Annotated in this window: 12 protein-coding genes; 5 read left to right on the top strand and 7 right to left on the bottom strand. The window is 44.2% G+C overall.

Translation table 11 applies throughout. The features are described from left to right. Window positions 1-239: 239 nt before the first annotated feature. The 3 genes from C232_RS0116725 to rlmN all read right to left on the bottom strand — a co-directional run bounded on the left by C232_RS0116725 (window position 240) and on the right by rlmN (window position 3,719). Entirely contained in the window at window positions 240-731 is a 492-nt protein-coding gene (locus tag C232_RS0116725; RefSeq protein WP_018665301.1) for a PTS sugar transporter subunit IIA, read from the bottom strand. 215 nt (window positions 732-946) lie between these two features. Further along, the gene (locus tag C232_RS0116720) at window positions 947-2,446 is read right to left on the bottom strand and encodes a sugar porter family MFS transporter (RefSeq protein WP_040400254.1); all 1,500 of its coding nucleotides are present in this window, start codon (window positions 2,444-2,446) and stop codon (window positions 947-949) included. 202 nt (window positions 2,447-2,648) lie between these two features. Beyond that, window positions 2,649-3,719: a dual-specificity RNA methyltransferase RlmN gene (gene rlmN / locus C232_RS0116715; RefSeq protein WP_018665299.1), complete on the bottom strand. Its 1,071-nt coding sequence runs from the start codon at window positions 3,717-3,719 to the stop codon at window positions 2,649-2,651. Window positions 3,720-4,094: 375 nt separating this feature from the next. Here rlmN and C232_RS0116710 point away from each other — a divergent pair, with 375 nt between their 5' ends. Next, the gene (locus C232_RS0116710; RefSeq protein ID WP_026314653.1) at window positions 4,095-5,132 is read left to right on the top strand and encodes a PTS sugar transporter subunit IIC; all 1,038 of its coding nucleotides are present in this window, start codon (window positions 4,095-4,097) and stop codon (window positions 5,130-5,132) included. 622 nt (window positions 5,133-5,754) lie between these two features. Here the strand turns inward: C232_RS0116710 and C232_RS0116705 are convergent. Beyond that, the gene (locus C232_RS0116705; RefSeq protein WP_018665297.1) at window positions 5,755-6,513 is read right to left on the bottom strand and encodes a GTP pyrophosphokinase; all 759 of its coding nucleotides are present in this window, start codon (window positions 6,511-6,513) and stop codon (window positions 5,755-5,757) included. A gap of 382 nt (window positions 6,514-6,895) precedes the next feature. Between C232_RS0116705 and C232_RS0116700 the strand changes: the two genes are divergently transcribed. The 4 genes from C232_RS0116700 (at window position 6,896) to gabT (ending at window position 11,240) form a co-directional block, all read left to right on the top strand. After that, window positions 6,896-7,585: a GntR family transcriptional regulator gene (locus C232_RS0116700; RefSeq protein ID WP_018665296.1), complete on the top strand. Its 690-nt coding sequence runs from the start codon at window positions 6,896-6,898 to the stop codon at window positions 7,583-7,585. 72 nt (window positions 7,586-7,657) lie between these two features. Continuing rightward, complete coding sequence (locus C232_RS0116695) at window positions 7,658-8,458, top strand: carbon-nitrogen hydrolase family protein (protein ID WP_018665295.1); 801 nt, start codon at window positions 7,658-7,660, stop codon at window positions 8,456-8,458. Between the two features lie 25 nt (window positions 8,459-8,483). Beyond that, window positions 8,484-9,869, top strand: a complete 1,386-nt coding sequence (locus C232_RS0116690) for an APC family permease (RefSeq protein ID WP_018665294.1) — start codon at window positions 8,484-8,486, stop codon at window positions 9,867-9,869. An 18-nt stretch (window positions 9,870-9,887) separates the two neighbouring features. Then, the gene (gene gabT, locus C232_RS0116685) at window positions 9,888-11,240 is read left to right on the top strand and encodes a 4-aminobutyrate--2-oxoglutarate transaminase (protein ID WP_018665293.1); all 1,353 of its coding nucleotides are present in this window, start codon (window positions 9,888-9,890) and stop codon (window positions 11,238-11,240) included. A 355-nt stretch (window positions 11,241-11,595) separates the two neighbouring features. On the opposite strand, the gene dhaM is transcribed toward gabT, so the two are convergent. The 3 genes from dhaM to dhaK form a co-directional block, all read right to left on the bottom strand. Next, a complete protein-coding gene (gene dhaM / locus C232_RS0116680) occupies window positions 11,596-11,973 on the bottom strand; it encodes a dihydroxyacetone kinase phosphoryl donor subunit DhaM (RefSeq protein WP_018665292.1) in 378 nt (125 codons plus the stop codon). Next, entirely contained in the window at window positions 11,966-12,556 is a 591-nt protein-coding gene (dhaL, locus tag C232_RS0116675) for a dihydroxyacetone kinase subunit DhaL (RefSeq protein WP_018665291.1), read from the bottom strand. The genes dhaM and dhaL overlap by 8 nt, the downstream gene beginning before the upstream one ends. A gap of 18 nt (window positions 12,557-12,574) precedes the next feature. Continuing rightward, on the bottom strand, window positions 12,575-13,420 hold an 846-nt coding region (gene dhaK, locus C232_RS0116670; RefSeq protein ID WP_018665290.1), incomplete at its 5' end, for a dihydroxyacetone kinase subunit DhaK.

Raw genomic sequence — 13,420 nt, 5'->3', positions numbered from 1 at the left:
GGAAACACGATGAGCCTGATAAGGCGAATCGATGTTGACTTATCGCAGGGAAAAGACGTAGAAATCCGCTAGCCGATAGGAGCCGCAGCTGGACATTCGAAATGCGGAGGGCGCTTTCCTCTTAAACCGCAAAAAAACACCGTAAAGACTGTTGATCTTTACGGTGTTTTTACATATGATTATGGTACTCCCCAACGTGAAAGATATATGCCACGCCCCTTTACTCATACAAATATAACTTATGCTTTTTCTGTTGATTTCAGTTTCACACGCATAACCCAGTCGTTGAGGCCAATCGTCTGTGCCGGCGGAACTTCCACGCTTTCCACCCGGTCCATATTCGCGACCATCACGGAAGAGACAATATTTTCCACTCTCTCATCCGTCAGCTGTAATGAAAATTCCATAAGCGGATCGCCAACCGATATCATGTCGCCTTCCTTAACCAATATTACAAATTCTTCGGTTTCTGTGAACAGTTCATCTTGAATGAGGCGGATATTAATTTCCAGACCTTGTTCCGTCATTAATCCGATCGTGCAGGTTTCCGGGGTTACATGGGTGACTTTTCCTTTTGCAGGCGAGAAGACTTTTCCTTCGAGAGGCCGGATAGCGACTCCTTTAAAAGAAGGGTCTGATATGTCATTTGACGGAATCATATTGCCGGCAATCGGCGATACAATGGTGATGAATTTAGAATTCCTTTTCCTGCTAAACCAATGTCCCAGCATCGTGAATCACCCCCCTTTTGCCAGAAAATTTTTTGTAAAATCTGTCTTTTCATCCCTATTATATACCTAATTTGCAAGTATGTCCTGTTTTTGGTTAGAAAACTTCACATGTTTTGGAAATGATTCTTATTTTATTTTATGCACATACATAGAAAAAGGGCTTATTTCCGCCCTTTTTTGAAAAATTAATTGGTCAACTCCACGGCGGTGAAGTTTTACGATTCAGCTGTTTTTATGCCCGCTGCTTTCTTTTTGGCAAAATAACGTTTTTCATGTTTGTGGAAAGTATGTTCAATATCTTCTAAGGTACGTCCCTTTGTTTCCGGAACATATTTTTTCACAAAGGCCATGGCAATGATGCCTAAACCGGCAAAGATAAAGAAGGTGGCCGACAGTCCGATTGCATTGAATAAGACAGGGAACAGCAGACCGACAAGAAAGTTTGTCGTAAACAGGCAGAAGATGGAAATTCCCATTGCCAGTCCCCGTAAGTAAATCGGATAAATTTCTGACTGCATCAACCAGGTAACAGGTGAAACCGCACCTTGCTGGAAGCCTAAAAATAATACTGTCAAACTAAGAATAATGAATGGAAGGGCTGCTGAAGATTTTAAAGTGATTGAACAGATTCCGATTAACAACAGTGCAGTAGTTGTCCCCATTAACCCGGTGAACAGCATTTTCCTTCTCCCGACTCTATCCAGGAGCGCGATCCCGACAAACGTGGCAAGCACCGAAATGAGTCCATTTGCAATATTTCCGATCATGGCTGCGCCAGTAGAGAATCCGGCATCTTTTAAAATTTCAGTCCCATAATACATAATCGAATTGACGCCTGTGGTTTGCTGGATCACTGCAATTCCAATACCGATTAAAACGATGCGGCGCACAAACGGCAGTTTTAAATCTTTCATCGTTGCTTTTCTGATCCGTGAGTCTTCTTCAATAGCCTGCTTGATTTCATTTAATTCAAGCTTTGCCCGTTCTGCTTTTCTTACTTTCCGTAATACTTCAAGTGCTTCCCCAAACCTTCCTTTTGCAGCCAGCCAGCGCGGGCTTTCCGGAACGATCAGCATCCCCAGCCATAAGCACACAGCTGGAAGAGTCGCAATCACCAGCATATATCTCCAAATGTTCCCGGCCTCTCCAAACATATTGCCTAAAATCGCGTTGAAAATATAAGCCAATAACTGCCCGGTAACGATCATTAATTCATTTTGCGTGACCAATCTTCCTCTCCGTTCTGCCGGAGACAGCTCGGCTAAAAAGGCCGGGACTGAAACGGCAGTAGCTCCGACAGCGAGGCCGAGAATAAATCTGAAGGTGACCATGAGTTCAACGTTCGGGGCCATGGAACAGCCCAGTGTTGCAATTAAAAACACCAAGGCCACACTCATGATCAGTTTGCGGCGCCCTTTCCGGTCAGAGAGCCTTCCGCCAAAAACAGCGCCAAACGCAGCGCCGAGAAGCAGGGCGCTTGTCACCAGCCCTTGCGTAAACGGGGTTAAGCCAAGTTGGTCCTGCCTCGACATAAAAGGCAGTGCACCGTTGACAACACCGGTGTCATATCCATATAACAAGCCTCCGAAAGTAGAAATAATCGTGATCAGGCGTAAAAATGTTTTTTGGGAAAAGGATTTTTTCTTCCTTCCCAACACTTCTCCCCTCTCTGTACTCCTAAGTCTCCCGCCGTCTGGATCATCGTTGTTTCTCATAAGTTATCGGTCCTCTCTCGTAATAGATTTTGCGCATATGTACAAACAAATCGCTATGCGCTATTTTCCTGACACAAAAAATGCAGGTATCCAATCTTTACCCCATTCCACCCAGTTTTTAAACTTTTTCATAAAAAAGGAGCCTGTCCGCTTTCCGTAATTTCGTTACGAAAATCGGGACAGGCCCCTTTGATTTGCAGGATTATGCCAATTTGCTTGTTTTTTTGATTTGTTTGCTGCGCAGCTGTCCGCATGCAGCATCGATATCTGTGCCGTGTTCTTGGCGGACAACGCAGTTAATGCCGTTTTTCTTAAGCGTATCGTAAAATACCATAATGGTTTCCTGGTCGCTTCTTTTATACTGAATGTGCTCATTGACCGGATTGTAAGGGATCAGATTGACATACGCTAAGTGGCGCTTGTCGTGCAGCAATTGTGCCAGCTGCTGTGCTTCCTCCTTATGGTCATTGACATCTTTCAGTAAGATATACTCAAACGTAATTCTGCGGTTTGTTTTCTTTAGATAATAATCAATCGCCGGCATTAACTTTTCCAGTGGATAGGCGCGGTTGATCTTCATAATGCTCGTGCGCAGTTCATTATTCGGCGCATGCAAAGATATCGCAAGGTTAACCTGCAGATTCAAATCGGCAAACTCGTAGATTTTCGGGGCAAGGCCACTTGTTGAAACCGTAATATGGCGTGCACCAATGGCCAGCCCTTTTTGCGAGTTGATGATTTCAAGGAAGTTGACAAGATTTTCAAAGTTATCGAAAGGCTCGCCTATCCCCATGACTACCACATGGCTGACCCGTTCACCATGGCCTGCTTCATCAAAATGCTTTTGCACGTACATAATTTGTTCAACAATTTCACCGCTCTTTAAGTCACGGTTTTTGCGCAGCAGGCCGCTTGCACAAAACGAACAGCCAATGTTGCAGCCTACCTGGGTTGTCACACAAACCGACAGGCCATAGTGCTGGCGCATCAAAACAGTTTCGATCAAATTGCCGTCCTGCAGCTGAAACAGGAATTTTACCGTACCGTCCTTTGATTCCTGTTTCACAACCTGCTGTAAGGTATGAATACTAAAATGCTCATCCAAAAGCTGCAGACATTCTTTATTGACATTTTTCATATCGGAAAAATTTTTGACACGTTTCTGATACAACCATTCCCAAACCTGCTGGGCGCGGAACTTTTTTTGGCCGTGTTCAAGCATCCAATCGCTGAGCTGATCCATCGTCAATCCAAAAATGGATTCCTTTTCCATTATAACCCTCTTTTCAGTTCAATTCTTTTTCGCATAACTTCTATTTTAATCGAAATTGTCCCCAATTTCCACAGGTATATGTTGCAAACTGCTGCAAAAATGCACTTTTATCAGGCACATGATAAACACATGGAGGACAAATCAGCATACTTTTACACGTACATGCGCACACGCGGTAAAGCATTAAAAAAAATCGTTGACTCTAGTCTGAATGTTATATATAATCAAGCTTACAAGACAGGCAGGGAGCATTTAACCCGAGCGCCGGATCGCGTTTTTTCTTTAGAAAGGGGGGCCCGCGGGTTGGAACCGCTATCTGTGCCTGCTATTTGGAAAACGCTTTCTTATAGTCTGAAAAAAACGGAGGCTATCATAATGAAGGATTTCTTCAACAAATTGTTAACCGGCATGAGTATTGGCATAGTTGTCTCGCTTATCCCGAACGCACTGCTCGGGGAAATTTTAAAATTAATCATTCCCCATGCACCGTTTTTGCAGCAAGTACTCGACATCACGGTCATAGTGATGAGTCTGCTGCCGGTATTGATCGGCGTCATGGTTGGAATTGCTTTTAAGTTAACATCCATCCAGATTGCCAGTATCGGCATCGCAGCCATGGTCGGCAGCGGCGCCGTCCAAAAAACAGCAGATGGATTATTCCAGTTAAACGGGATTGGCGTTGTGATTAATACCGGGATTACGGCTGCCTTGGCTGTTTTATTTGTGCAATGGGTCGGCACAAGGTTAAAATCTTACTCTATCCTTTTACTGCCGACGTTGAGCATCTTAATTCCCGGAATGATCGGGCTTACCATCCTGCCATATGTAAAAGCGGCTACCGGGTTAATCGGGATTGGGGTTGCCAATGTTACCAGCATGCAGCCGGTTGTCATGGGTGCCATCATTGCTGTCATTTTCTGCCTGATTATTTTATCGCCGCTCTCAACCGTCGGGGTCGCCACTGTGATCATGTTGTCCGGCGTTGGTTCCGGCGCTGCGAATCTCGGTATTTGCGCGGCGGGGGTCGGGTTCGCAATCGCCAGTTATAAAGCCAATTCGCTTGGCACAGCCCTTGCCCACGTCCTCGGCTCACCGAAAATCCAAATGCGAAACTTTTTCATGAAACCGAAAATTGCTTTTCCAATGCTTATTACAGCCGCGGTTTTAGGCGCACTCGCCGGGCTCTTCAATATCCAGGGTACCCCGTACAGCGCCGGATTCGGTTTATCCGGATTAGTCGGGCCGCTGAACTTTATGCATTTGGCTGACGGCGGCTGGACTGTGAAAAATATTGCAATCATGCTTAGCACTTTCTTTATTCTGCCGGTCTTGTTGAACATCGGGCTGATTTATGTTTTCTCAAGAAAGCTGAAAATGATCAAATCTGAAGACTACCAGCTTCATTTCGAATAAACAAAAAAACTGCAGCGCCTGTACAATCTGGCTGCAGTTTTTTTCGTTTAAACGCAGGGAAAAGCCCGAACCTTAAAATAATCGATTTCACACAATACGGCAAGCCCACCACCGTAAACACGAAAGCCTTACTTCTGTTAAATACGAAAGAAGCGAGCGGGGTATGAACAGCAATTGAAATGGATTTTTATTTTGAGATCGTGTATTTGATCGATGAACGTTATTTTAGATGACTTTTTGGTCTGCGATAGCGTTCATTCCGCTTATGAAATTCATCTTAGGTTTATTTTTCACCTGCGATAGCGTTCATTCCGCTTATGAAATTCATCTCAGTGCTATTTTTCACCTGCGATAGCGTTCATTCCGCTTATGTACTTCATCTTAGGTTTAATTTTCACCTGCGATAGCGTTCATTCCACTTATGAAATTCATCTCGGTTCTATTTTTCGCCTGACTGTTGCTTCGGAATCATCAGCAGCAGAATAAGTAAAATGGCAACCGCCACAAAACGGCCTCGATTAAAATGTGTATTGGTTTGCTTTTTTCAATACCGGTAAAATTTTCTCACCCAGTTTTTCTATCTCAAACTGAATAAACTCCGGTAAATTTGCAAATGGTTTGATTAAACCATTCCCTTTTTACCCGCATCATTTAATGCAGCTTTTAAAAAATCCTCCGGCACCTTAATATCCTCTGTATCAATCACCAGTTTTTGAATGCTTTTATTTTCGTTGATTTTGCGGATCTCCTTCATCTCTTTTTGCAGGTTTTCCATTTTTTTATCGAGCTGAGCTACCTGGTCTGCAGCTTCTTTTAATTCCTGTTTTAATTCACTTGGCACTTCATTGTCGTATTTATAGTAAATTTTATGTTCCAGGCTTGCCCAAAAGTCCATCGCAATCGTCCGGATTTGAATTTCAACGTAGACATGTTCTTCGCGATCCGACATAAAAATCGGAATCTGAATGATTAAATGGAGGCTTTGGTAGCCGTTCGGTTTCGGATGCTGGATATAATCTTTGCATTCGATCAGTTTCACGTCATTTTGCTGCTGGATCATTCTGCTGATTTCGTAAATATCCGAGATAAACGAACAGGTAATACGAATGCCGGCAATATCACGGATCTGTTCCCTGATTGTCTGCAATGATAAGTTGTATCCTTTTCGATTTACTTTCTCCAAGATACTCTCCGGTGATTTTATTCTGGAATTGACATGTTCAATCGGATTGTAGTCGTGGATATATTGAAATTCATCTTTTAAAATATCAATTTTCGTCATGACCTCGTGGAGCGCAAATTTATAAGACATCATAAACCGCGTCAGTTCCACTTTTATTTCTTTCATTTGGTTAAAATCAAGCGGAATGCTCACTTCCATCATAGTCTCTCCTTATAGGTTCAAACCCGAAACAGCATAGCACTGATAAAACGAAACTTCCATCAGTGGCGGTTTTCCTTTATCCCTCACTCGGTTAGTTGAACCAATCGGAACTTTACAGGCAGTTTGATCTCCTACCTATCTTCTTCGTTCCTTGAATCTTGAGGTGGGCGTCTTACTGCCTGTTATGTTGGGATAAAGGTGTCATGTTAATGCCTACATTATAGGGAGCGCCGGGCTATTTGTCAAAAATCTACCTCCCATTCAACAAATCGCCCATTTTCATATTTCAAATAGTGATAGACTTCCTAACAAGTTAATTGTTTTTTGAAAATATTTATGTTAATTTAAAATCACATAATAATTAAAAAGAAGTGATGCTGTGGTTACAGGAACGAAAACGACAGAAGAAAAAATTTATCAAGTTTTACGTGATGCGATTTTAAATGCGGATCTTCCGCCAGGCCAGCAGCTAAAAGAAAGTTTGCTCGCCGAAACATTCGGTGTTAGCCGTACACCGATCCGTACTGTATTTCAGCGGCTGAAATTCGACTCTTTAATTGAACTGAAGCCAAAACGGGGAGCATTCGTCTACTGCCCATCCCCGTCTGAGGCTGAACAGATTTTTGAAATGCGCCAATTGCTCGAGCCGCGGGCCATTGAACTTGCTGCCATTCATGCAACAGATATTGAGCTTCAAAAAATGCAGCATTTCCTTGAAGAAGAAAGAATACTTATTAAAGACAAATCTTTCCACAAATCATTAGTTGCAACGAAAAATTTTCATATCAGTATAGTAGAGGCCTCAAGAAATCTATTCTTGATCGAGTCACTTAGAAAGATGATTACACTTTCGCATATTATTTTAACTTTCTATGATGCATCTGAACACAAAGAAGCCAATGCAATAGACGAACATGCTGAACTTTTTGAGGCTGTTCAAAACCGGCAGCCTGAATCCGCTAAAGCATTGGCAGTTCATCATGTAAATTCCATCCAGAATGATATTGACTTTTCTAAAGAATATTCACATTCCGTCCCTATTGCCAAAATTGTCAACAAATATATTTAATGTTTCTTATCTTCCAAAATTGTATACAATTTTTGTACACAAAAAACTTAAAAAGAAGGGGTTTTATGCAAAATGGTTCATATTGCCATCGCCCAATTCACGCCGCATCTCGGTGATAAATCCTATAATCTCCAAAAAATGGATGCCATGATGGCGCTGGCGGAAAAACATCAGGCTGAGCTTATCCTTTTTCCCGAGCTGTCTTTAACAGGTTACAGCATTTCAAAAGAACTGGACACTTTCGCAGAACCTGCCACAGGCAAAAGTATCCGTTTCATGCAAAATGCCTGTAAGAACCACCGTATCCATGCGCTTTTTTCATTTCCCGAAGCAAGAGCCGGTGCTTTTCATATTGCTGCTGCTTTAATTGATGATAAAGGAAAGATAATAGGCATCTACCGCAAGTCGCACTTATTTGATAAGGAAACAGAAGCATTCCAGCCGGGAGATGTGCTTTCTATTTTTGAAACGAAACTCGGAAAACTTGGCTGCATGATCTGCTACGATTTGGAGTTTCCGGAAGCGGCACGGGAATTACGTCTAAAAGGAGCTGACCTGATTTTAGTTCCGCTTGCCAATATGTCGCCTTATGAAAACAATCAATCGATATACGCGCAAAGCCGGGCCATGGAAAATCAGGTGCCGGTCGTCCTGTGCAACCGGACAGGTGACGAAAATGGCATGCATTTCTTCGGTGAAAGCGTTGCTGTTGATGGTAATGGCAGTGTGATCAAAAAACTGGGAAATGGTGAGCGGCTTGAAATCGTCCATGTCCCTTTATTTGAGCAGAAGGATAAGAAGGTCAACTATTTAAAAGACAGAAGAGTTGAATTATATCCCACCCTTTTGTCAGAGGCGATATTACGAGAATAACAAATATGGAAGAAGGGTTTAATGTATGGAGAATCATCTTCACTTAAAACGCACTTTAAAACTTCCGCAAATCATTTTATTCGGTCTTGCTTATATGGCACCGATGATTGTGTTCGGGACATATGGCGTCCTAGCTGAAACGACACACGGCACCGTACCGGCAGCCTATATCGTTGCATTGGCCGCCATGCTGTTTACAGCCTACAGCTATGGAAAAATGGTAAAGGCTTTTCCAAAATCGGGATCGGCTTATACATATACCCGCAAAGCCATTCATCCGCATCTTGGCTTTATGATTGGCTGGGCCGTGCTGCTCGATTATATTTTCTTGCCAATGGTAATTTGGCTGATCGGCGCCGTTTACCTGAACTCAGCATTTCCATCGGTTCCATCATGGGTCTGGATTATCGGATTTATTGCGATTACCTCAGTAATCAATCTTATAAGCGTTAAGATGACTTCAAATGTAAATATGCTGATGATGGTCTTTCAATTTCTGGTCGTTGCCATTTTCCTTGCGTTATCAGTCGCAGACATTGTTTCTGAAAATGGCAGCCATGCCTTATTTAGCAGCAGCCCGTTTTTTAACACCGATGCTTCCCTGGCATATATTCTGGCCGGCGCTTCAATCGCCTGCTATTCTTTCTTAGGCTTTGACGCTGTCACAACGATGTCGGAAGAAACCATTCACCCAGAAAAAACACTTCCTAAAGCCATCTTCCTGATTACCTTAATTGGCGGGATTATTTTCATTCTCTCATCCTATTTTCTGCATCTCGTTCAACCAATCTATACAAACTTTAAAAATATGGATTCCGCCGCTATTGAAATTGCCAAACAAATCGGAGGTAACATATTCAGCGCCATTTTCCTATCCGGTATAATTATTGCCCAGTTTGCTTCCGGCGTTGCAGCCCAGGCAAGCGGAGCCAGGCTGCTGTATGCCATGGGCAGAGACAGCGTGCTGCCTGTGAAAATATTTGGCTATTTGAATTCAAAAACGAAGACACCGATTATTGATATTGTTTTAATTGGTATCATTGCCCTGTTTGCTTTAAATATGGATATCACCACATCAACATCTTTTGTAAATTTTGGCGCATTCCTGACTTTCATTTTTGTGAATCTGGATGTGATTTTCTTTTATTACATCAGGGGGAAACAGCGGTCCGGGAAAAACATGCTGCTTTATCTCCTCGTCCCTTTGATCGGCGCCTGTTTAGATTTTGGACTATTCTTAAATTTGGACAAAAACGCCAAAATCCTTGGCTGCATCTGGGCTGCCATCGGTTTGATTTATCTAGCTTTTTTAACAAAGGGGTTCAAGACAGAGCCGCCCGAATTGGATTTCGAAAGTACGGAAAAACCTGTCGAACTTCCCCTTTCCAATATTAAAAAAAATACGATTTAATGAAAGGAAGCGTATGATATGACTTATGCAAATGTAAAAACAAATTTACCGGGAGCATTAGCAAAAGATCTGCTTGAAAGAAGAGAAAAAGCCGTCCCGCGCGGCGTCAGCTATGGCATCCCCGCCTTTGCCAAAGAAGCAAAAGGCGCCATTGTAACAGATGTTGACGGCAATACTTATATAGATTTTGCAGGCGCCATCGGAACCTTAAACGTCGGCCATAATCATCCAAAAGTGGTTGCCGCTATACAAAATCAGCTGGATCATTTTATTCATACCGGATTCAACGTCATGATGTATGAATCGTATGTGGAACTGGCTGAAAAATTGGCTGCCATCGCGCCAGGCAACGATGAAAAAAAGGTGATTTTCCTGAACAGCGGCGCAGAAGCAGTTGAAAATGCCGTTAAAATTGCACGCAAATATACGAAGCGCCCGGCGATCATCAGCTTCTCGCGCGGATTCCATGGCAGAACATTAATGACGATGTCAATGACAAGCAAAGTAAAGCCGTACAAATACGAATTCGGGCCTTTTGCTTCTGAAGTGTATAAAGCGCCGTATCCTTACTTTTACCGCAAACCCGGCAATCTGACCGATGAAGCATACGATGAGATGATGATTGAAGAATTCAAGAACTTTTTTAAAAACGATGTGGCACCGGAAATGGTTGCCGCGGTAGTGATGGAACCCATTCAGGGGGAAGGCGGTTTTATTGTCCCAAGTAAGAAATTTGTGAAGGCAGTTTATGATTACTGCCATGCAAACGGCATTTTATTTGTGTCGGATGAAATCCAATCAGGCTTTAGCCGCACCGGCCGTTATTTTGCCATTGAACATTTTGATGTCGTTCCGGATTTGATCACCATTTCAAAATCATTGGCTGCCGGCGTCCCATTAAGCGGTGTAATTGGCAAAAGTGAAATCATGGATGCCGCCAATCCCGGGGAACTGGGCGGGACATATTGCGGCAGCCCGCTCGGATGCGCTGCCGGTCTTGCTGTACTGGATATTATCGAATCAGAAAAACTTAATGAACGGGCGGAAAAAATCGGCCAAACCGTAATGGATACTTTCTCGGCCTGGTATAAAGAATTTGAATTTATCGGTGATATCCGGGGGCTTGGGGCAATGTGTGCGATTGAACTCGTAAAAGACAGAGGCACAAAAGAACCAGACAAAGAATTGACGAACCGCGTCGTAGAAGAAGCGAATAAACGCGGTCTGCTTCTGCTGAACGCCGGCATTTTCGGCAATGTCATCCGGATCCTGATGCCAATCGTTATCACAGATCATCAGCTGCAGGAAGGATTGGACATTTTAAAACAAGCCATTTCAGCTGCTGCCGGAGTTGAAAAAATATCTTTGTAAACGGGTGTGCACGGGCCCTGGTTTGCCCCTCTCCATGTTTTAGAACATGGAGCGGGACACTTGAAAACTAAATCAACTCAAAAAAACTTCCAATTCATAAATTGGAAGTTTTTTAGCTTGGGGTAAAGCCCGTCATCTCAGAGGCGGGCGGTTAATAAAGCCCTGTTGGCTCAATCACCAGATTATGATTGATTTGCTTGACTTCCGTATATTCCTCATAACCAAACGTTCCCAGTTCGCGACCGTTTCCGCTTTGTTTGTATCCGCTCCATAGAACTTCAATGTCCTCATGTCATCTATTTACAAAAAACAACTTCCAATCTATTCTTTCACAGATTGGAAGTTGTGCTTGTTTTTATTTCACTTTCAAAGGCTCAAGCTGTTCGAGTACCGTATTGACTTCCGCGCCAGCCTGAATCAGTGCGGCGGCAGTATAGGCGCCTTCCACAAGGGCAGCATCCATGAGCCGGCAGTTTTTGTCCGATGTTTCCATGGCCATTTCCAAGTTCATTTTCGCGCTGCCGAGATCGTAAAAGCCGAAGAGATCATCGGCTTCGTTCTCCGCAATCGCTGCCGAGATTTTTTCAAAGCTGGTGCCAACTTCACCCTCATCCGTGCCGCCCGCATACGTAATCGAAACATCCTTGGCTGCTTCGCCCAGTAAACGGGCAACCCCTGCTGCCAATTCCGGAATATGGGAAACGATGACAATGCCATAAGTCTTTTTATGCATGAAGAACCCCGCCTTCCAGTAGTGCTTCAAATAAATAACCGCTCGATACAGCGCCCGGATCCAGGTGGCCGACAGAGCGTTCGCCGAGATAAGAGGCCCGGCCCTTGGTCGCTTTCATGTCCTTTGTTGCGGCCACGGCGCTTTGAATGACTTCTTTTGTTAAAGTCCCTGCTTCGAGCGCTTCGCAGACCGGGATCCAGACATCGACCATTGTTTTTTCGCCCTGCGCTGCTTTCCCGCGTTTTTGGATGCCGGCAAGGCCTGCTTTTACGATCCCCGCTACATCTGTTTCCGTTTCACCGGCTTGTTTGGCCATTGCGATCAACGCCGACCCGTAAAGCGGTCCGGATGCGCCGCCGATTTTGCTCAACAGCGCCATCGCAGCGGTTTTAAACACATCCTGGACGGTTTTAAAACCGCCCTCCTCCAGTTTGTCCGCCATCGCTTTCGTGCCGCGCGCCATATTACTCCCATGGTCGCCGTCCCCGATTGCGGAATCCAAATCGCTCAAATACGCTTTCTGTTCTTCCACTTGGGCCGCAAATGTTTTCAGCCAATCAACAGCTGTATCTACTGTTAACATCTCGATCACTTCTCCTTTTTACACCCATGCCGGCGTTTCTACAGGCTGTTTTAAATAGTCCGCCCAAGACTCGTCTTCCAATTTTAAAAGGGTCAGTGAGAGGCCCGCCATATCAATGGATGTCATCAAATTGCCGGCTTTTTTAAAATCGACAACCAGCCCCTCTTTTTCCAGTAAGGCCTGCACATCATGGATAAAAATATATTGTTCCATCAGCGGTGTTGCACCCAGCCCGTTGACAAGGCAAGCATAGTGGTCGCCTTTTTGCCAATTAAATGCCTTTTTCAGCTGGGTAACCAGTTCATTCGCAATTTCTTTTGACGGCTTGATTTTTTCGCGCCGGTAACCCGGTTCGCCGTGGATCCCGACGCCGTATTCCATTTCATCCGCCCCCAATTCGAAACCCGGTTTGCCGACTTCCGGAACGGTTGCCGGGGAAATCGCGACACCAATCGTTTTGATAGCCGGCACTAAGCGGTCTGCCAATGTTTTGATGTCTTCCAGAGAATAGCCGGATGCAGCCGCGGCCCCGAGCATTTTATGGACAAGCACAGTTCCTGCAACTCCGCGTTTTCCAGCTGTATAGGTGCTGTCTTCCACGGCGATATCATCATCAACAATTACTTTTTCGACTTTGATATCCTCCATTTCAGCCAGTTCCTCGGCCATTTCAAAATTCATCACATCACCCGTGTAATTCTTCACAATTAAAAATACGCCGGCACCCTGGTCCGCTTTTTTTATCGCTTCAAAAATCTGGTCCGGCGTTGGCGAAGTAAATACTTCCCCGCAGACAGCCGCACTCAGCATCCCTTTTCCTACAAAACCGGCATGGCTCGGTTCATGCCCGCTGCCTCCGCCACT

It is taken from the genome of Heyndrickxia acidiproducens DSM 23148 (genome assembly GCF_000374345.1).
Taxonomy (GTDB): domain Bacteria; phylum Bacillota; class Bacilli; order Bacillales; family Bacillaceae_C; genus Weizmannia; species Weizmannia acidiproducens.
Note: the sequence above shows the minus strand (reverse complement) of the source record. Positions and strands in the feature narration are given on the sequence as shown.